At 60.5% G+C, this 19,990-nt stretch carries 11 protein-coding genes and 9 pseudogenes; 15 read left to right on the top strand and 5 right to left on the bottom strand.

The annotated features are described in order from the left end of the window. Positions 1-2: 2 nt before the first annotated feature. The 3 pseudogenes from N0Q91_RS02650 to N0Q91_RS02640 all read left to right on the top strand — a co-directional run. Positions 3-281, top strand: a pseudogene (locus N0Q91_RS02650) (transposase); the annotation flags it as partial. Positions 282-330: 49 nt separating this feature from the next. After that, positions 331-1,733 (top strand): annotated as a pseudogene (locus N0Q91_RS02645) (IS1182 family transposase). A gap of 31 nt (positions 1,734-1,764) precedes the next feature. Further along, positions 1,765-2,236: pseudogene (locus N0Q91_RS02640) on the top strand (transposase); the annotation flags it as partial. Positions 2,237-2,388: 152 nt separating this feature from the next. On the opposite strand, the gene N0Q91_RS02635 reads toward N0Q91_RS02640, so the two are convergent. Continuing rightward, positions 2,389-3,045 (bottom strand): IS110 family RNA-guided transposase, encoded by a 657-nt coding sequence (locus tag N0Q91_RS02635; RefSeq protein ID WP_275596207.1) that lies wholly within the window; start codon positions 3,043-3,045, stop codon positions 2,389-2,391. Positions 3,046-4,025: 980 nt separating this feature from the next. Continuing rightward, positions 4,026-4,265: a DUF1508 domain-containing protein gene (locus N0Q91_RS02630; protein WP_275596206.1), complete on the bottom strand. Its 240-nt coding sequence runs from the start codon at positions 4,263-4,265 to the stop codon at positions 4,026-4,028. Positions 4,266-5,301: 1,036 nt separating this feature from the next. Here N0Q91_RS02630 and ehuA point away from each other — a divergent pair. The 10 genes and pseudogenes from ehuA to istA all read left to right on the top strand — a co-directional run. Next, a complete protein-coding gene (gene ehuA / locus N0Q91_RS02625) occupies positions 5,302-6,087 on the top strand; it encodes an ectoine/hydroxyectoine ABC transporter ATP-binding protein EhuA (protein ID WP_275596205.1) in 786 nt (261 codons plus the stop codon). 63 nt (positions 6,088-6,150) lie between these two features. Continuing rightward, on the top strand, positions 6,151-7,002 hold the full coding sequence (gene ehuB / locus N0Q91_RS02620) for an ectoine/hydroxyectoine ABC transporter substrate-binding protein EhuB (RefSeq protein ID WP_275596204.1): 852 nt from the start codon (positions 6,151-6,153) through the stop codon (positions 7,000-7,002). Between the two features lie 92 nt (positions 7,003-7,094). Next, positions 7,095-7,754 (top strand): ectoine/hydroxyectoine ABC transporter permease subunit EhuC, encoded by a 660-nt coding sequence (gene ehuC, locus N0Q91_RS02615; RefSeq protein ID WP_275596203.1) that lies wholly within the window; start codon positions 7,095-7,097, stop codon positions 7,752-7,754. A gap of 2 nt (positions 7,755-7,756) precedes the next feature. Next, positions 7,757-8,419, top strand: coding sequence for an ectoine/hydroxyectoine ABC transporter permease subunit EhuD (gene ehuD, locus N0Q91_RS02610; protein ID WP_275596202.1), 663 nt, complete (start codon positions 7,757-7,759; stop codon positions 8,417-8,419). Continuing rightward, positions 8,419-8,664: pseudogene (locus N0Q91_RS02605) on the top strand (ectoine utilization protein EutA); the annotation flags it as partial. The gene ehuD and the pseudogene N0Q91_RS02605, both read left to right, overlap by 1 nt. 109 nt (positions 8,665-8,773) lie before the next feature. After that, on the top strand, positions 8,774-10,417 hold the full coding sequence (locus tag N0Q91_RS02600) for an MFS transporter (protein ID WP_275596201.1): 1,644 nt from the start codon (positions 8,774-8,776) through the stop codon (positions 10,415-10,417). Positions 10,418-10,880: 463 nt separating this feature from the next. Further along, positions 10,881-11,990: pseudogene (locus tag N0Q91_RS02595) on the top strand (IS110 family RNA-guided transposase). A gap of 418 nt (positions 11,991-12,408) precedes the next feature. Continuing rightward, positions 12,409-13,277 (top strand): annotated as a pseudogene (locus tag N0Q91_RS02590) (tyrosine-type recombinase/integrase). Positions 13,278-13,457: 180 nt separating this feature from the next. Further along, positions 13,458-13,770 (top strand): annotated as a pseudogene (locus tag N0Q91_RS02585) (transposase); the annotation flags it as partial. Positions 13,771-14,057: 287 nt separating this feature from the next. Further along, positions 14,058-14,807 (top strand): annotated as a pseudogene (gene istA / locus N0Q91_RS02580) (IS21 family transposase); the annotation flags it as partial. Between the two features lie 9 nt (positions 14,808-14,816). Here the strand turns inward: istA and N0Q91_RS02575 are convergent. The 3 genes from N0Q91_RS02575 to N0Q91_RS02565 all read right to left on the bottom strand — a co-directional run bounded on the left by N0Q91_RS02575 (position 14,817) and on the right by N0Q91_RS02565 (position 18,022). Next, positions 14,817-16,901 carry a recombinase family protein gene (locus N0Q91_RS02575; RefSeq protein ID WP_275596200.1) on the bottom strand — a complete coding sequence of 695 codons (2,085 nt, stop codon included), beginning with the start codon at positions 16,899-16,901 and terminating at the stop codon, positions 14,817-14,819. After that, positions 16,891-17,631, bottom strand: a complete 741-nt coding sequence (locus N0Q91_RS02570; RefSeq protein ID WP_275596199.1) for a helix-turn-helix domain-containing protein — start codon at positions 17,629-17,631, stop codon at positions 16,891-16,893. Before N0Q91_RS02570 ends, N0Q91_RS02575 begins: the two co-directional genes overlap by 11 nt. A 178-nt stretch (positions 17,632-17,809) precedes the next feature. Further along, positions 17,810-18,022: a DUF5372 family protein gene (locus tag N0Q91_RS02565; RefSeq protein WP_275596401.1), complete on the bottom strand. Its 213-nt coding sequence runs from the start codon at positions 18,020-18,022 to the stop codon at positions 17,810-17,812. Positions 18,023-18,117: 95 nt separating this feature from the next. Here N0Q91_RS02565 and N0Q91_RS02560 point away from each other — a divergent pair. Both N0Q91_RS02560 and istB read left to right on the top strand, forming a co-directional pair. After that, positions 18,118-18,900: pseudogene (locus N0Q91_RS02560) on the top strand (Mu transposase domain-containing protein); the annotation flags it as partial. Positions 18,901-18,912: 12 nt separating this feature from the next. Beyond that, a complete protein-coding gene (gene istB / locus N0Q91_RS02555; RefSeq protein WP_275596198.1) occupies positions 18,913-19,650 on the top strand; it encodes an IS21-like element ISRel16 family helper ATPase IstB in 738 nt (245 codons plus the stop codon). Positions 19,651-19,990 lie beyond the last annotated feature (340 nt).

The following is a 19,990-nucleotide window of genomic DNA, read 5'->3' as shown; positions in this document are numbered from 1 at the left end:
CAACCTACCTGAAGGTCCGTCGCGGCGGCCGGATCGTCTCCGTCGCCGTGATCATCGCCGTCGGCGTCCATACCGATGGCCGGCGCGAGGTACTGGGCATGGAAGTCGGCACTTCCGAAGCCGAGCCGATCTGGACGGAGTTCCTGCGTAGGCTCACGCGCCGAGGTCTGCGCGGCGTGAAGCTCGTCGTCTCCGATGCCCATGAGGGCCTCAAGGCCGCCGTCACCAAGGTTCTCAGCGCGACCTGGCAGCGCTGCCGGGTGGGGCTGTTGAAGAAGTCTCATGCGTCTGATTCAATTGAGCAATCGTTGATTCTCTGGAGCCTCCACGATGCTCGGCCGTAAGGAACGCGATCAGCTTGAACTGTACATGTGCGGCTCGCTTCGGGATCTGGTCCCTGACGATCACGTATTGGTCAAGGTCGAACGAGTTCTCGATCTCTCCTGGCTACACGATGAGGTGGCTGAGCTTTATGCGGCGGGCCTCGGCCGACCCGGCATCGACCCGGAAGTAGCAGTCCGGCTGATGATTGCAGGCTTTCTTCTCGGGATTGTCCATGACCGTCGGCTGATGCGCGAGGCTCAGGTAAACATCGCTATTCGCTGGTTTATCGGCGTCGGTCTGCACGAAGCTCTCCCGGACCATTCGTCGTTAACCCGTATCCGTCAGCGCTGGGGTGCAGAACGTTTCCGAACTATCTTTGAGCGGACGGTAAAGGTCTGCGTAGCGGCCAAAGTCGCCAAGGGTGAGGTCGTTGATGTCGACGCCTCACTCATCCGGGCCGACGTCAGTTGGGAAAGTCTTGCGGTCCGCCACATAGATGCGGTCACCGACGCCAACGAAGCCGCTGAGACCGAACGAAAAAGCCGCAAAACAGGCAAATACAAGAAGGTTTGCGTTACCGATCCAGACGCATCCATGGCGACCAACGGGCGCAATCGTCGGTTAGAACCCGCCTACAAGCAACATGCCGTGGTGGACGATGCTTGCGGCGTAATTTTAGATGTGGAGATCACCACAGGCGAGATTAATGAGGGACAAGTCATACTCGGTCGTCTCGACGCGGTCGCCGCGATGACCGGCACGACAATCAAAACGGCAACGGCCGACGCCGGCTATGCGTACGCTAAGGTGTTCGCAGGTATGGAGCAACGCGCGATCGAAGCGGTTATTCCGGCAAAGGCAGAGCCAATCCGTAGCCCTGTGCCTATGCGCCGCTTTCGTTATGACGCCAAGCACGATACCCTTAGGCTAAATGTCCGCGTGGCAAGATGCTGAAGGCGGGCCGTGCCGTTAAACATGGGCGCTTCTTTACATTGCGAGCCGCCGACTGCCGACACTGTGATATGTCCCGACTTTGCCTTTCGAAGGGACGCGTCAACAAAGCTGTAGTGCTCGGACACGACTTTCCTGCGCTTCTCCGAGCTCGTCGCCGAAGAGAACGATGGTCGGACGAGGACCGAGCTTTGTACCGACGTCACCGCTGGCGCTCAGAGGGATATCACGGCGAAGCGAAGACTTGGCACGGGCTATCGAGAGCGATCCGGCGCGGCCTCATAAATATGAAAATCCAAGCGTATCTGACGGCCGCGGCAGTCAACTTGAAACGACTGGCGAGTGCTTTTCTGTCAATTTTGCTGTTCGTGTACAGCCAAGAAGCCACCAGTTCAGCCCGACATTCCCTCAGGCAAGGAAAAGTTTTTGGAATCGGCTTGTTGGTGGCTTCCGCATAGCTCCGCCGACGATTGGTTCTTCAACAGCCCCCGGGTTCACTTCATGAGGAACGTGCTGGCACATGCCGGAAAGAGAGCAGGCGCGTCGTCTCCGCTTTCATCGCCACCGCCTTTGCTCAGGATACATCAGAGGCAGCGAGCAGCCAGTGGCGCATGTCGCCGACCAGATCCGGCCGAAAGTGCCGAAGCTCGCCGCCATCATGGATGATGCCGAAGAGGATGTGCTCGCCTACATGACCTTCCCGAAAGAGCACCGGGCCAAGCTGCATTCGACAAATCCGATCGAACGTCTCAATGGCGAAATCAAGCGCAGAACCGAGGTCGTCGGCATCTTTCCCAATGATGACGCCATCGTCCGTCTCGTCGGCGCGATCCTGCTCGAGCAGAACGATGTGTATGGACCGCTCCCTGTTTGCAAGGCGAAATTGAACATAACGGCAGACACGGTGCTTGCGGTCGTGTATCCGGCCTATTTGCGCGAGCCACTCGGCCGCAGGCCTTGATGGTATTCGCGGATCGGCGGCCAGACAAATGGACGAGCTCATCTGGCTCGCATCGTTTCATGGGCCTTTGCCGAACCCGGATCATACCGGTTGCCATCACATTCGCTTACCCTCGCAAGCCGGCACTGGTCGTGGGAACAGTGCTGAAGCTGTTATGCTGCAGACAGTGTCGCAGCAATTGGCTTGCGGTACTTCTCATCACGCGTCAGCATTGCCCATAAGGCGCGTGCCGTTTTGTGCGCGACTGCGACAGCGGTGACGTTCGCCGGTCTGCGTGCCGCGAGGGCAAGCAACCACGGACGAGGCGGAACATTTTTGCGGAACAGCGTTCCGACAATCGCTCTCGCGCCATGGATGAGAAGCGCCCGCAGATATCTGTCGCCTCCCTTACTGATCCTGCCTATACGCTCCTTCTTCCCGCTCGCATGCATCCTCGGAGTCAGCCCGAGCCAGGCCGCAAAGTGCCGTGCGGATTGGAATTGACGACCATCTCCCACAGCTGCGACGATGGCACTCGCAGTGATCGGGCCTACGCCGGGTGCAGTCGCCAGCCGGCGGCTATCTTCGTTGTTCTTGTGCCATTCGACAATTTGTCGTTCGACATCAGCGATCTGTTCTTCAAGCTTATCGATATGATCGAAGAGGGTATTGATAGCTTGGCAGGCGATCGCTGGCAGGTGGTCTGGCGTCATCGCGTTCATTCGCTGCCGCAGCTCTGACATGCGGTAGCGGCCTTTTGCGGTGATGAGTCCAAACTCACCAACCAATCCACGAACAGCTTCTTCGCTGAGGGGAAGGGAGCGGTCCATGCCATCAAATGGGCGGTGCAGCGTGCCAGGTACATGACACTTGAGACAATGGCATCAATGAGCGATGATCCGCAAATCAGCCTGCCTGCAGTCGCACGCTGATATCCCCTCCGGCCAGCGCCGGAAAGCACGGCCGCTTGCCGCAAGCTACACCACTCCCTGAGACACGATCCCATAAACTCTTCTCGAGAGTTTCGGATTACTGCCGTATATCTGTGCCCCTTTAATGTTCAGGGGCCAACATCCGCCAGCCGAAGCCGAGGAGCAGTATTACGCCACGCTGGACGAACCAGCCATGGCCGCATAACTTAAACCAAACGGCCTCCGGCAAACCCGGCGCGGTTCACGCGGGGTAGCCTACGCGCTTCCTACAGGAAGGCTCTTGGCTGCCTATTACTCGGAGACCATTCAGCAGTGTGCGCCTAATGATAGTTTAGGTCGGCATCTTGCGCTGCTGTCCAATCATGAGCGAGTCGGCTGTTACCAGCGGTTTCGTCACGCCGCCTGTGATGCCGAAAGACTCGAAAGCTTCGTCAACAGTTCGTCTCGCGTCAGCCAAACAGCCAATCGTCATCGTCTATTCCTTGAGAGGGCAAGTGTAGCAATGATCCGTGTGGCTCTCGATGCGGATAGCCGTAGCGGTCACCAACGCCCTTTTCGATCTGCCAGCCGGCAACCAGCGCATAAATTAAATGTAGAGCGACAATCTGGATTGTCGCGCTGCATGGAGAAGCAGCTACTCTTCCGTCGCGATCGCGCCCGACGATCCAAAAGGCCTTTCCCGGCGGAAGATCAGAACAGTGCGGGCGGAAGTTTGGATACGTCCGTGACTTCCCAAGGAGTCTGCTGGCAATTGCAACATACTCCTTAACAGCGTCTCCCATCGTGATCTGGAGACCGGACTTGCGCCCCAACTCGTCTGCCGCACAAATGTACGTTGCCCGGAAGCGATTGACGGCGCTTCCGGGTTAACCCGTGTCTCAATCTGTGCCTTCCGGTGAGGGTAGAGTTTGCGACATCAGCCGCTTGCCATTACTCAGAGAAAGAGGGTCTCCGCTAGACCCCTTCATCAATGAGACACTGTGGGTGCAGTCGCTCTTGTGGATGTAGCTCTCGCTGCTTCGGGCAATCGGTTCCGCGTTCTTTGCGTAGTAGATCCAATACCACTGCCCGCGGCCGTCCTTCTTTTGCCAGTAGCATGGATATTTCACTTCAGTCATTTCACATCTCCTGTTTTGGCTGCATAAGCAAGGAACGATGGACGTGCCAATTCGTAACCTATAACCGCTTCACGCGTTATACCTTTCAACTCACAGCCGGTCGTGGATAACAGTGCCTATGAGGGTCACAGGCGGGCTGGCTTACTCGGAGATGCGCTGACTGCTTTACTCGCATGCAGGAACTCCTTGACGATGTCCATTCGCGAGGAGTTCTTATTGCATTCGCTTAATCAATTCACCGCCGCATGACGAGGTGGCGAGCAGAAATACTGCTTTGTTCTTGCTCACACGCAGGAAATCGACAGCGCTTGATCATGTCGACGCAGCTCTCCCAACCATAGAATAACGGCACACCTCCGAAGAGCTTGCAGAGATGTCCGTTCCGAAGCCGCCAGGAAATAGGACGCCACCCACCCGACCTCGCGCATGTCAGGAGGCTACACGAAGCGATGTTTCAGGCTGTGCAGACCATGTGAAATCGGGCACTTGATCCCGGAAACTCGCCTTACCGCAGCCGCTTGCAGTTTTACCAACGCGGGCGGATCGAAGGAGACAGGCATGCTATTACGCTGAAGCGCCCGTTCTTCGTTACGACCACTAAGGCAAACGGTATCGACACGTCACCCTGAAGCCCAAGTTGTTGAATCTCTGACAACGCGGACATGAAGCACAGTGATTGTTCGAGTGGTCGTGCTGATTTACATGGTTTTCCGACTTGGCCCAGCAATTGCTTAGTAATTTGCGACCACGCTGTGGCACGAACCGAGAAGGAGCCCACCGCGCTCAGACTAGGCGAACAGGTGGTCGCCACGTTGGGCGCTCGCAGAAGGCCGGACGTCTTCAGCGTCCGTCCGCAGGCTCAACTCCAGCCGGCAGAAGATCAGGGGTGCGCGCTACTTTCCGATGACTTTACAGCAAACGAGAGCGACATGGTTTCAGAATGTCTGCAGCTCTGAAGCGACTGCCTCCGCACTGCATCGCAACAGGATGTGGACTATCCTCAGAACGTTAGCCGCCCTCAAGTGGAGAGGTCCGAATGTCCGGCCCGATCATCTGCATCGATAACATCGTCAAGCGATGCGGTCCGCTGACCGTCCTCGACGGGTTGTCCATGGATGTGATGTCGAGAGAGAAGGTTGCTCTCATCGGAGCATCGGGATCGGGCAAGACGACGATCCTGCGCATCTTGATGACGCTCGAGACGATTAGCGGTGGCTCCATCGAGGTCGATGGCAATTGGCTCTACGAGATGGAAGACACGGGCCGCCTTGTGCGGGCCAACGAAATGCAGCTTCATAAGATGCGCGAGAAGATCGGCATGGTCTTCCAGCACTTCAACCTGTTTTCCCATAAATGCGTGCTCGACAACGTGACTCTGGCGCCGATGTTGACCAAGGATATTCCGCGTGCGGAAGCCGAAGAGTGGTCGATGGAGCTTCTCGACATGGTCGGGCTCGCCGACAAGGCCAGGAGCATGCCGGCACAGCTTTCCGGCGGGCAGAAGCAGCGTGTGGCGATCGCCCGGGCGCTGGCGCTCTCACCCAAGATCATGCTTTTCGACGAGGTCACCTCCGCGCTCGATCCCGAGCTCGTCGAGGAAGTCCTGAACGTCATGCGCAAGCTGGCGGCCGAGACGGACATGACGATGCTGCTCGTCACCCACGAAATGGGCTTTGCCCATGACTTCGCCGATCGGGTGCTTTTCTTGGACCGCGGCAAGATCGTCGAGGAGGGCAAGCCCGAAGACATCTTCCGGCATCCGAAACAGGAACGCACGCAGACCTTCCTGCGCAAGATCCTAGCGGCAGGGCACCGCGTCTGACCTCTCGGGCCGACAAATGCCGCGAGCAACAACGTGAAGAGAACAACATAGGAGTTGGGAACGATGACACTGAAAGCTTTGATGGCAATGGCGGCAGGCGCGACGGCCTTGATGGCGGTTGCCGCGGCGACGCCCGTTGCGGCGGATGAAAACAAACTCGAGGAGTTGAAGGAGCAGGGCTTTGCTCGCGTCGCCATCGCCAACGAGCCGCCCTTTACCGCCGTCGGCGCCGACGGCAAGGTCTCCGGTGCCGCGCCGGACGTGGCCCGCGAGATCTTCAAGCGCCTCGGCGTTCCGGAGATCGTCGCCTCGATCTCCGAATATGGCGCCATGATCCCGGGCCTGCAGGCGGGACGTCACGACGCGATCACCGCCGGCCTGTTCATGATCCCGGAGCGCTGCGCCGCCGTCGCCTATTCGCAGCCGATCCTCTGCGATGCCGAGGCACTCGCGTTGAAGAAGGGCAATCCGCTCAAACTCAAGAGCTACAAGGACATTGCCGACAATCCGGATGCGAATTTCGGTGAGGTCGGGGGCGGCACCGAGGAGAAGCTGGCGCTCGAAGCCGGCGTGCCGCGCGACCGCGTCATCGTCGTGCCGGACGGCCAGAGCGGTATGAAGATGCTGCAAGACGGCCGCATCGACGTCTATTCGCTGCCGGTGCTCTCGATCAACGACCTCGTATCGAAGGCGAATGACCCGAATATCGAAGTGGTCGCTCCGGTCGAAGGCGCCCCGGTCTATTGCGACGGCGCCGCCTTCAGAAAGGGCGACGAGGCGCTCCGCGACGCCTTCGATGTCGAGCTTGCGAAGATGAAGGAATCGGGCGAGTTCGCAAAGATCGTCGAACCCTACGGCTTCTCGGCCAAGGCGGCGATGTCGACGACGCGCGAGAAACTCTGCGCCGCGAAGTAGGCCCGGACCTCTCATCTGAACCAGTCTCCTCTCCGCGACCGGCGGAGGGGAGGCGCGATCCGGCAACCGATTCCGACTGGAATAATTGAACGATGATCGACTGGTCCGGCTATATCGGGTTGATCCTTGAGGGCGCCTGGGTGACGATCCAGCTCACCCTGATGGGCTCGGCGCTCGCTGTCGTCGTCGCCTTTGCGGCGGGGCTCGGGCGCCTCAGCCGCTTCATGGCGGTGCGAGCGCTTGCCACGACCTATATCGAGTTCTTCCGTGGCACCTCGATTTTCGTCCAGCTCTTCTGGGCCTATTTCGTCCTGCCCTTTGCCGGGATCACCCTGACGCCGCTACAGGCCGGCGTGCTCGCGCTAGGGCTCAATGTCGGCGCCTATGGCGCTGAAGTGGTGCGTGGTGCCGTGAAGGCGATCGGCCGCGAGCAGCGCGAAGGTTGTATCGCGCTCAATCTTTCGCGCTATCAGGCGATGCGTCACATCATCCTGCCGCAGGCGCTGCCGCTGATGCTGCCGACCTTCGGCAACAATGCGATCGAGCTCCTCAAAGGAACCGCCGTCGTCTCCCTGATCTCGCTCACCGACATGACCTTCCAGGCCCAGGTGGTCAGGGCGCAGACGGGCAACACGCTGATCCCGTTCGCCACCATCCTGGTACTCTATTTCGTCATGGCCTGGCTCATCTCGCTCGGCATGCGCTGGCTCGGGCGGCGCGTCAGCCGTGGCCTCGACGGCCTGAGGGCTTGACCATGGAATGGGATTGGGAATTCGTCCGCCAGATCATGCCGACCCTCATCGAGGGGCTGCAGATCACCATTCTCGCGACCATTCTCGGCGCGGCGGTCGCCGCGGTCGTCGGCCTCGTCTTCGCGATCCTGCGCATGACAGCGCCGGCGCCGATCGCGCGTGTTACGAGCTTTGCCGTCGAGTTCATCCGCGGAACGCCGTTGCTCGTGCAGCTCTATTTCATCTTCTACGTATTGCCGGACATCGGCATCCGGCTGCCGGCGCTGCTCGCCGGCGTCATCGGCCTCGGCATCCACTACGGCACCTATGCCGCCGAGGTCTATCGTGCCGGCATCGAGAACGTTCCGCGCGGCCAATGGGAGGCGGCCAAAGCGACGAACCTCACGGCGCGCCAGACCTGGATCCATGTGATCCTGCCGCAGGCGATCCCGCCGATGATACCGGCGCTCGCCAATTACCTGATCGCCATGTTCAAGGAGACGCCGCTGCTTTCGGCAATCACGGTGCTCGAACTGATGAACCAGGCAAAGAGCATCGCCAACAGCAACTATCGCTACATCGAGCCGATGACGCTGGTCGGCGTGTTCTTCCTGATCATGAGCCTGATCTCGGTCTTCTTCCTGCGCTGGCTCGAAGAGCGCTACGCACGAGTGGACGAACGCTAATGGAAAAACCTGTCGAACTTTCGTTGGCAGCGCGTAAGCCGCGCCTCGACCACCAGCCGCTGGAAAAAAGCATCGGTCTGGTCATCCTTGCCACCGGCCACACCACGGAAGTGGACTTTCAGCGACTGGTGGCCTCGGATAGGATCGGCGTCTATGTCGCGCGCATTCCCTATGCCAATCCGGTGACGCCGAAGGAGCTGCGGGCGATGCAGTCGTCGCGGACGACGGCGGCAGGCCTGATCATAAGCCGGTTTCCTGCACCGGCTGGCAGAATAATGCCGAGATCCGACTTTCGGCAGCAGATATTCTGCTGCGTCGAAGCAGCGCGGTAGGAGCTTGAGAAAGACACAACAAATGCAGCGTGAAGATCCGCATCCGGCCGTTTCGACCACCTTGGCTCCTCTCCGGAACCGGGCGTTTCGTGCGATCTGGACGGCGACGCAGATCTCCAGCCTTGGATGGCTTGTCCAGACGACGGCAATCAGTTGGCTGATGGCCACGATTTCGGCCTCCGATCTGATGGTGGCGCTCGTGCAGGCCTCGTCCACGCTGCCCGCATTCTTCCTGTCCATCCTCGCCGGAGCCGTCGCTGACAGTTTCAGCCGGCGGGGCGTGATGCTTGCCGGACACTTCGTGATCGCTCTAGCTTACCTGACGCTGGCGATCTCGGTTGCACTTGGGATTGTCAGTCCCTGGTTGATTCTGGGATTGAATTTCCTTGCCGGATGCGGATTTGCCTTGAACGATCCGGCCTGGCACGCGTCTGTCGGCGATATTCTGGAAAAGCGCGACATCCCTGCGGCGGTCACGCTGATGTCGCTCGGCTACAACATTGTTCGAAGCACAGGCCCTGCCATTGGCGGCACGATCCTAGCTTTCTTCGGACCCCTTGCCGCGTTCATCCTGGCGGCGCTGAGTGGTCTCGTCCCGCTCGCCGCTATCTCGCGTTCGAAATGGCACGTGCGCTCGTCTTCGCTGCCGCGCGAGCGCGTCGTTACGGCCATTCAGGATGGGCTGCGCTTCACGGCGATGTCCTCGGAAATCAAGGCGGCAATCGTGCGCGGGACGTTGTTCGGCGTGGCGAGCATTTCCATCCTCTCTCTGCTGCCGCTCATCGTCCGGGATCATTTGGCGGGCGGGCCGATCGCTTACGGCGCCCTCCTGGCAGCATTCGGCGTGGGTGCCTTTACCGCTGGTCTCAGCAGCAGCTACCTGAGACGGATTGTCTCTCAGGACCGGCTTATCGTACTTGCATCGGTTACCTGTGCCCTATGCTGCTTTCTGCTTCCTCTCACTACTTCGATCCCCGTTGCGGCCCTTGCGTCGGCGATCGGTGGCGCCGGCTGGCTCCTCACCTGGACCGGAGTTGACGTTTCGATACAGATGTCGAGTCCGAGATGGGTCGCCGGCCGGACGCTCTCGATCTACTACGCCCTCTCCTACGGCAGCATGGCTGCAGGCAGTTGGATCTGGGGCACGGTTGCCCAGAACTACTCCTTGACCGTAGCTTTCGAGGGGGCCGCCGCGGTTCTAATCCTGGTGGCCGCAGCAGCATTCGCGCTGCCGATCGAGTTGTGGGAGGAGTCGGAGAAAGAGGCTTCGGAGTTCGTACCGCCGTCGCTCGCACTCGACTTGACGCCGAGAAGCGGTCCTATCGTCGTCAAGATTGACTATGTCATAGCCGAACAGGACCTTGAGGCCTTTTTTGAGTGCATGCGCAAGCGGCGGCGCATCCAGAGCCAAGCGGGTGCGCGAAACTGGACGCTCCAGCGCAACTTGCTGACTCCGACCCTATGGACGGAGACGTTCCGGACGCCTACATGGACGGACTTTCTTCGTCTGAACCATCGCCTCTCGGCGGCCGACCACGAGCTCGGCGAGCGACTTGCCGCGCTTCATGATGGGAGCGGCGCACCTGAAACCGTTTTGACGATCGAGCGAACGACGACCGCGGTTCGCACACGTAGCCAGCCGATAACGCATGTCTCACGTCCCTGACGTGCGCTTGAGATGAGGCAGAAGATCGCAGATCAGCAATGCTTGCACCGTACGTCCAAGGACATCTCCTTTGCTGCAATCTCGGCGGTCGACCTTCGTCAGCGTCGATGTTAACAAGCTCCCGCCCTGCGAACGGCATTATTCCAGCTTCGCAGGGCCACTCGGCTGCCGTTGTATGTGTTGCAACGGCAACCGTTTGCAATAGTGTCTGTGGCGCAACGCTAATCGTGCCTTGCTATAATCCCCATGGCGACTATGACGTTTGGCACCGAATGCGGAGTAACAGGAACCACCTCCAGGGTTCCGGCCGATTGCCGGGGAGATTTCAAAAAGAATTTCCTTTTGTCCAGCCCGCTAGACGTCATGTTCCGTGGCGGAGATCGGTGGCCCGCCCTTTCGTGCGATTGAAAGACGAGGGTTGCTCGGATGGGCCGAGCCGATCCTCACGCACGGAGGGCGAGCCATGGGGGAGTATAACGAAGCATTTGTCGCGTTTGACGTGGCCAAGAAGAAGCACGCGGTGGCGATCGCAGAGGGCGGCCGGCCGGGCGAAGTTCGGTTCGTCGGCGAGGTCGAGAATAATCCTGCGACGATAGAGCGGACGATCAAGAAGCTGGGAAAAAAGTATGATCGACTGCACGTCTGCTTCGAGGCAGGGCCGACGGGTTACGGCTTGTACCGTCAGGTCCGCGATCTTGGGCACGACTGCATGGTGGTTGCGCCGGCCCTGATCCCGAAGCGGTCGGGCGAGCGAGTCAAGACGAACCGGCGGGACGCGGTCACGCTGGCGCGGCTGCACCGAGCGGGCGAGCTGACCGGGGTATGGGTGCCGGACGTCGTCCACGAGGCTGTCCGCGATCTGGTCCGGGCTCGGGAAGCCAGCGCCGACGACCTGCGCCGCAAACGCCAGCAACTACTCTCTTTCCTCCTGCGCCATGGGCGGATTTACGAAGGCGGCGGCCATTGGACATTGGCGCACCGGCGCTGGCTTGCCCGCCAGAGCTTCGAGCATACGGCGCAGCAGATCGTGTTCCGGGAGAAGATCGACGCGATCGAGGACGCGGCTCAACGGCTACGCCGCCTGGACGAACAGGTGCGCGCCATTGTGCCAACCTGGTCCATGGCGCCGCTCGTCGAGGCCTATTAGGCGATGCGCGGCGCCTCGTTCTTGGTCGCGGTGATCTTCGCGGCCGAGATCGGGGATGTACGCCGCTTCGATAGTCCGCCGCCGCTGATGGCCTTCCTCGGCCTGGTTCCGGGAGAGCGCTCGACCGGCGACACGGTGCGCCGGTCGAGCCTCACGCTCGCCGGCAATCGACGCGCCCGCCGCGCCTTGGTCGAAGCGGCTTGGACTTATCGCTACCCAGCCAGGGTCAGCGAGGCTCTGAGGGTCCGGCTCGAGGGATTGCCCAAGGCTGTCCGCGACATCGCCTGGAAGGCGCAAATCAGGCTCTGCGCTCGCTATCGTCGCCTCAACGCCGCCGGCAAGAAGCCACCGGTGGTCGTGGCCGCGATCGCACGCGAGATGGCCGCCTTCCTGTGGGCCATCGGGCAGGAGGTCGCACCGTCATAGACGAGTTTCGACCCAGCCCGCTGCAAAGGGGCCGGGGGTGAGCCACGGTGGGGAACTCCCGTCGCTAGTTATGTGGCCGAGCCAATCCGCTCGACGCCCGCCCTCTAGACCGAGGACAGCCCCGAGACGAAGACACGGAAGGCGGTACCCAACCCGCGGATGAGAGTCTGATCAACCGTCGTCTCTGAGCTCAACCCCGGCCCTGTGCAGCCTCAGCCAATCCGACTGCTTCGCACGCTCGCGCCAAGTGGCCGATGCCGCTCGCCTTCAGCCTTGACAGGGAACATGAGAGACTAGGTGCAATCGACATTCAGGATTGAACTAACCCGCTGACGCGGGAGCGGTGGGCGTTTGGAGGCGCGGTCTCCTGATGGGATGTTGGGGTGTCGAGAACCAACCCTGACCAGGAGACCGACCGATGACCGACACTCCGGCAGCGGTGAGCCCGCTGCGCCGCCGCATGATCGACGACATGACGCTCGGTAACCTGTCGCCGCTACGCAACGATCCGACCTGCATGCCGTGACAAAGTTCAGCCGTTATTTCGGCCGCTCCCCGGATCGTCTGGGGCTGGAGGATGTGCGCGCTTTCCAGGTGTACCTGGTGTCGCAGGGCATCTCCTGGCCGGCGCTCAACCAGACGGTCGGCGCCCTGCGGTTCTTTTACGGCGTGACGCTGGACCGGGCGGAGATTCCCGAGCGGATCGCCTATGCGCGCACGCCGCGCAAGCTGCCGGCGATCCTGAGCGCCGACGAGGTCGTGCGGTTTCTCGAAGCGGTGCCGTCGCTGAAGGCGCGCACGGCGCTGACGACCGCCTACGCTGCGGGCCTGCGCGCCTCGGAGACCGTGAGCCTGAAGGTCGCCGACATCGACAGCCAGCGCATGGTGATCCAGGTCCGTCACGGCAAGGGCGCCAAGGATGGCACGGTGATGCTGTCGCCGCAGCTGATTGGCATCCTGCGCACCTATTGGCGACTGGCGCGCCCGAGGAACTGGTTGTTTCCCGGACGGGGCGACAAGCCGATCGATGTGCAGGTGCTTTATGCCGCCTGCCGTTCGGCGACCAAGGCGGCGGGATTGACCAAGCGGGTCAGCGTCCACACGCTGCGGCACAGCTTTGCCACCCATCTTCTCGAGAGCGGCGTCGATATCCGCATCATGCAGGTGCTGCTCGGGCACACTAGCCTGTCGACGACGGCGCGCTACACGCAGGTGGCGACAACCACGATCTCCCGGACCGAGAGCCCGCTCGATCGCCTGCGCCTCGAGGTCGTCCCGCCGGCCTGAGATCGCGCCATGCGACCGGCGCTGGAGGTGGCGGAGATCTTCCGCCGCCATGGCCCCGCTTACACCCAAGCCCATGACGGTCATCTCGGCCGGGTGGCAGCAGTCGCCGCATGATGGAGCTTCGCGGGAAGAGCCTTCATCAGTCGGACGTCATGCCCCATCTCCTGAAGCCTGCGCCCCCTTGAGGACCCGGGCAACTTCAGGAAGTCCGGTCCGTTGGCGCTTGGGTCGGCCTGACCACCCGGCGCTATCAATCCGGGGAAGTCGACTATGACGGCACGCGGCGTCCGTCTTGCCGCGCTTCGCGTATGGCTTCACATAGGACTCGCGCAGCTCAGCCAGCAGCAGCCTGCGCACGTGGGGTCTCCGGCTCCGGGATAGGATTGGCTTCAAACGGGCCGCCGTCGCTTTGGCGCGGAAATTGGCGGTGATCATGCATGCCATGCTTAAGGCAGGCGAGTTCTTTGACCCAAATGTAGGAGCCGCAGCGTGAGATCTTACGAATAGCCTACAGCATCTGAACGCCTGAAACGTCCCTGCCGGGACGTGGGCCGAGCCATTCCGCTGATGGGGTTGCACCGCTGATTGCAAATTCCGAGGCAATCCGCCCCCTGATTCCGAAATCATTCCGCCCCCTCATTCCGAACAATAGTCGCCCCCTGATTCCGAGATGATGCCGCCCCCTGTCGGACGGCTCTGGAGTGGGTCTTCTGCTGGTGTGAAGTTCCGTCCTTCGACTGTCATGAGGGAAGGAACGGGATGCCGGCGGAGAGATTGGAGATGCGGCGTGTCCGCGAGATACTGAGATATCGCTTTGAGCAGGGGCTTGGCCACAAGTCGATAGCGGTCCGGGTTGGAGCTGCACCCTCGACGGTGCGCGAGACGCTGCGTCGTGCGGCCGCTGCTGGCCTTTCCTGGCCGTTGGGTGACGATGTCAGTGACGCTGTTCTGGAAGCCGCGCTTTACAAGGCGGCCGGGACGAAGACGGGGCATCGTCGCAGCGTCGAGCCGGACTGGGCGCAGGTTCACCGCGAGCTGAAGCGCAAGCACGTGACGCTGCAGATCCTTTGGGACGAATATATCAGCCGTCATCCGGATGGTTATCGCTACAGCCGTTTTTGTGACCTCTATCGCGGCTGGGCGATGAAGCTGCCTGTGACGATGCGCCAGGATCACGCTGCCGGCGACAAGCTCTTCGTCGACTATGCCGGCGATACGGTTACGGTGATCGTCGATCGTTTGACGGGCAAGACACGGCAGGCGCATCTGTTCGTAGCTGTCCTGGGCGCTTCCAGCTTATCGTTTGCGCAGGCGCGCTGGAGCGAGACCCTTCCCGACTGGATCGAGTGCCATATCCTGGCTCTTGAGTTTTTTGGCGGCGCACCGGCCTTGCTGGTTCCCGACAATGCCAAGGTGGCCATCATCAAGGCATGCCACTTTGATCCGCAGGTCAACCGCACTTACGCTGGCATGGCGGCTCATTACGGCAGCGCTGTTCTACCGACGCGGCCGCGCCGCCCGCGAGACAAGGAGCAGACATCACGATGCACCTTGTTGGATTTGTTGAGCGTCAATTAACCGGGGTTGGCGGCTACCATATCGGCCGCCGACTCCTTTTGCGAGTCTGACGTTGCCCGGTGGCTCATACAGGTAGCGGTGGTTGGTAGCGTAGCGATGGCGCTTGAGAACACCATCGCGTCCGAGTTGGTGTACGGTTGTGGCGCTTACGCCAAATCGACGAGCCACTTCCTCGCCAGTTAGCATGCCGCTCTCGCGCAACCGTTCGAACCGGGTCTTCAGCCCATAGGCTCGACGAACGAGCATGACTTTCTTCAAGGTAAAAGCCTCACCGCGCCAGTTACGATGCCCGAGTGCGTTGAGACGACTGGCAATCTGCTGGTCATTGTCGGTCTCCAGCAGTTCGTTGATCAGTGCCACAACCGCTTCCGGGGTCTTGCGGATCACGGCCATGGGCCGGGGACGAGCTACTGCCAGACTTTGCGTGCGACCTCCGCGCCAGCGTATGTGCATGTTGATCTTCTCGTCGACGAGCAGTGTCACGTCTTCGATGAGGAGACCAAGCATGCGTTTACGCTCGACCGGGCTCGTGCGCTCGTTATTCCAGATGCGCGGAAAATCTGCGGCCAGCGCTCGGATCCGTTCCTGCATAGCGCCGTCCAGCAATGACTGGTCTGTCTCGTTCTGACGCTCATGTTCGCGCTGAAGCGTATCGAGGTCGCGAAGCTTGCCATTCCAGTCCGCTTCGAGTGCGTCGGCAACCAAGCGATTGTCGGGATCGACCTTCAGATAGCGACGGCGTGCGAGTTCAGCCTCATACCGGGCGCGCTGTAACTGCTTGTCGCGCAGCGAGGCAGCCTGCTCGACACGTTGTGAGATCTCCTCCTGCACCGCAAGCGCGACCTCTATCGCCGTTGGTGCCATTGCTTCGAGCAGCAACGCGCTGACCGCTTCATCGATCGCTGGCCCTCTTGCCCATTGGCAAGCCTTGCCCGCGTGGCGCACGACGGCCTCGTTGCAGATGTAATAGGGACGAAGATTGCCCTCGAACTGTTCATAATGGACCCGCATGCGAGCGCCACAACGACCGCACAAAACTCTTCCTTGCAATAAGCCGTTGCCTTGGCGAGGCATACGACCCCGCAGGCCCGGAGAAAAACCGACTGCATTTTGTTCGAGACTTGTTTGATTGCGTTCGAACTCGTCCCACGAGATGTAGCCTTCATGGGCCTGAGGGATGAGCACCTGCCAGTCGGACCTCGGCATCTTCTGCTGTACGGACTTAAGCTTGGCATTGTAGACCGTGCGTGTGCGTCCGTATGCGAAAGCACCAGCGTATCGTGGATTGTGCAAAATCTGGATCACGCGAGAATGGTCGATCTCGCTCCACAGCACGTCGCCCTTGCCGATGCCGCGACGGATACGACGGGGAAACAGGATCTTCTCGCTGCGCAGGCGACGCACGACCGCACAGGCTGAGCCCACCTCCCGGAAGGTATCGAACAGCATGCGCACCGTGTCCTGGATCTGGCGATCCGGATCGAGCACCACGCGCATATCAGGCGTGTAGACCAGTCCGATCGGCAACGGCAACTCGAGCTCGCCACGACGCGCCTTGTTGAGAATGCCGCCTTGCAGTCGAGACTTCAGGATGTGGAGTTCGGCCTCGCTCATCGTGCCCTTCAGGCCGAGCAGCATACGATCGTTGAACGACGCGGTGTCGTAAACGCCATCTTCGTCCATGATGAGCGTGCGCGACATGGCGGCCAGTTCCAGAAGGCGATGCCAGTCAGCATTGTTGCGAGCCAGGCGAGATACTTCCAGCCCCAGCACGATCCCTGCGTGCCCCATCGCGACCTCGGTCACCAAGCGCTGAAATCCGTCGCGGTCCTGCGACTGTGCACCGGAAAGGCCGAGGTCATTGTCGATGACGTGGACACGCTCAATCGGCCAACCCAGCGCCACCGCGCGGTCCCGCAGTGCATATTGCCGCTTCGTGCTCTCGGTGTTCTCGAACACCTGACGAAGGGAGGACTGGCGGACGTAGAGAAACGCATCGCGCCGCAGGTGATCGGCGTTAATCTTCATGGCATTATCAGTAGACATGGCTTCCTCCTGTCTCTGCTGCCAGCACCATATTGGCGAGCATGTGCACGAGCTGGCGATCGTGCGCGACCAGTGAAGTTGTCTTGAGCCGAGGCGTCGACTGCTGTCGCGCTATCGCGGATTGATGTGGTGCGATGAGCACTGCCAGGCCGCGCCACAGTCCGTGAAAGACGATGGCGCCCATGCGCCTCGCGCAAGCCGTGCCGCAAATAACATCGGCGCGGAGCGCTTCGTAAACATCCTTGCCGTTCTCCGACATGGCGATTGCGTGCGTCGGCTTGTCATCGTTTTTTTTACGCGCCACCGCACGTTCGATGCTGCGAGGATGGACGCTGATGCCCAGTCTCGCATGCACCAGGTCCGCCAGAGAACGGGCCTGCAGTTGGCCGTTCGCATCGAGATGCTCCTCGACGAGACGCATGACCTCGCCAGTAAGCTTGTGGGCTGACTTCGGCCCGCGGGTGCGCGGCAAGAGGCCGGACATGCCATCGCGCTCGAACGCGGCCTCCGCTTGATAGTAGGTCTGCCGAGACAGCCCGAAAAGCGCGGCCGCATCCGCTTTGTTGGTGCCGTCTTTGCGGGCGTGCCGAAGCATCTCATACTTCACTTGCACGAGATCGAGCGGATCAAAGAAACCTGCTTCCCGGAACCAGGGGGCGCGGACGCGCTCGGGCTTGGGGTTCAGAGCGCCCACCTGGCGCAGGCGATCGGGCTTGCTTTCTTTGGTCATGGGAGCCTCCTTTTGTAAGCTAAATTATGCCGCACAAAAATCGCACGTCAATTAAATTATATCTCTATCGTCGCTGACATCCTATTGATGCAAGAGATATGCCCTTATTCTGATCGATGGCATCGCGCGCGCGGCATAATTATCCTTACATGTGCGGCGTAAATTACTTGACGCTTCGTCACTCTTCCTGACGGCTCTTAATGCGATCAATCAATGACGCCAGCGCCGACAGATCGTCTGGGCGGGAAAAGGACCGATCTGCAGCAACCTGACTGAACAGGTCGGCCTCATTGACATCGGTCCACGAGGCCGGCAGCGAACGCAACCGTCCTTGAGCGTCGTAGAACATGACGCGGTCTTCGCCCCAGTTCTGTTTGCGTGTCGACAGCACGAAGCGCAAGCCGCGCCACGGATGGAACGGGTGCGTGACCTCGAACTCTATGCGCGCTTGAGTGTCAGCACGAACTGCAGTCCGGGACTTGAAAGAAGGCAAAAGTTGAAGCGGCGGTTCGCATCGTTGAGCGTTGGCTGTTAGGACGTCTGCGTCACCGCGTCTTTTACAGTCTGGCTGACTTCAACGCGGCCATCATGGAATTGCTCGGCGATCTCAACGAGCGACGGGTGTTACGACGGGTCAATTGCACGCGGCGTCAACTCTTCGAAGAAATCGATCAGCCGGCGTTGCGACCGCTACCCGTTGAACGCTACGTTTTTGCCGAATGGCGCATCCGGCGCGCCGGGCTCGACTATCACGTCGAGATCGAGCGTCACTACTATTCCGTCCCCTACCGATTTGCCCGTGAGCAGGTCGAGGCTCGCATCACCGCCAATACGATCGAAATCTTCCACAAAGGCGAGCGCATCGCGGCCCACAGGCGCTCCAGCGGCAACGGCAAACACACGACGATCCCTGAGCACATGCCCTCGTCGCATCGCCGCTTTGCCGACTGGACGATAGAACGTATCCACCGGGAAGCATCCGCCCTTGGGCCAGATGTCGCGCTTTTGTGCGAGCGCATCCTCAATGATCGGCCGCATCCGGAACAGGGCTTCAGAGCCTGCCTCGGGATCATCCGCCTCGTTAAGAGCTTTGGCCGCGAAAGGGTCAATGCCGCCTGCGCTCGTGCCTTGGAAATCGGAGCGCGAACCTACGGCTCGGTCCGTTCCATCCTCGACAATCATCTCGACCGAACCGCTGCGTCAGCTGGAGCGACGTCGCATGAGCCGATCCATCACACCAACATTCGCGGACCCCGCTATTACCACTAAGGAGAACGAAAGATGCTTGCCCATCCAACCCTCGATAAACTGAATGCCATGGGCCTGACCGGCATGGCCAAGGCGTTCAGCGAATTGGCCGCCAATGGCGAAAGCGAACAACTTTCTCACGCCGAATGGCTTGGATTGCTGCTCGAACGGGAATGGAGCTCGCGCTACGATCGAAAGCTCGCCGCACGCCTCAGGTTCGCCAAGCTTCGCCATCAGGCCACCCCGGAGGATGTGGACTACCGCAGCGAACGCGGTCTCGATCGCGCGCTGTTCATGAAGCTGATTGGCGGCGACTGGATCGATGCGCACGACAATCTGGCCATCTGCGGGCCGTCCGGCGTCGGAAAGAGCTGGTTGGCTTGCGCGCTCGGGCACAAGGCCTGCCGCGATGATCGCTCCGTCCTTTACCAGCGCGTCCCAAGGCTATTTGCCCAACTGACACTTGCTCGTGGTGACGGGCGATATGCCCGCCTGCAGCGCACGTTGGGCCATGTTCAGCTCTTGATCCTGGACGATTGGGGCCTCGAACCTCTCGATGATCAAGCGCGACATGACCTCCTCGAAATCCTCGAAGACCGTTACGGACGTCGCTCCACCATCATCACCAGCCAGCTCCCCGTATCAGCCTGGCATGAGGTTATCGGCAATCCAACTTATGCCGACGCGATCCTGGATCGCTTGGTCCACAACGCCCATCGCATCGATCTGAACGGCGAGAGCCTCCGCCGAAATCAACGTCGGAAATCTTGACTCACCATGCGAATGAACTGACAACAGTCACTGCCAGCAGACCCCATCCCCAGGGGGCGAGATCATCCCGGAATCCGGGGGCGCAATAATCTCGGAACAAAGGGGCGGCTTCATCGGAATCGGCACGCTGATCCAGCAGAGTGCACAGCTCAGCCAGCAGCAGCCTGCGCACGTGGGGTCTCCGGCTCCGGGATAGATTAATGTCGATACCGGAACAATACTCCCCAAATGTGCCGTTTGAATCTTCCCCAGTTTGCGCCGTGACCGGTCTTCCGGGGCGCGCCCCGGAAGATCGGTCACATGTCATCACCGATACTGCTTCCGATGGTCGGAAGGGGGA

Source organism: Sinorhizobium prairiense (assembly GCF_029201645.2).
GTDB lineage: Bacteria > Pseudomonadota > Alphaproteobacteria > Rhizobiales > Rhizobiaceae > Sinorhizobium > Sinorhizobium meliloti_A.
The sequence above is the reverse complement of the archived record's forward strand: the minus strand, read 5'-3'. Positions and strand labels throughout refer to the sequence as shown.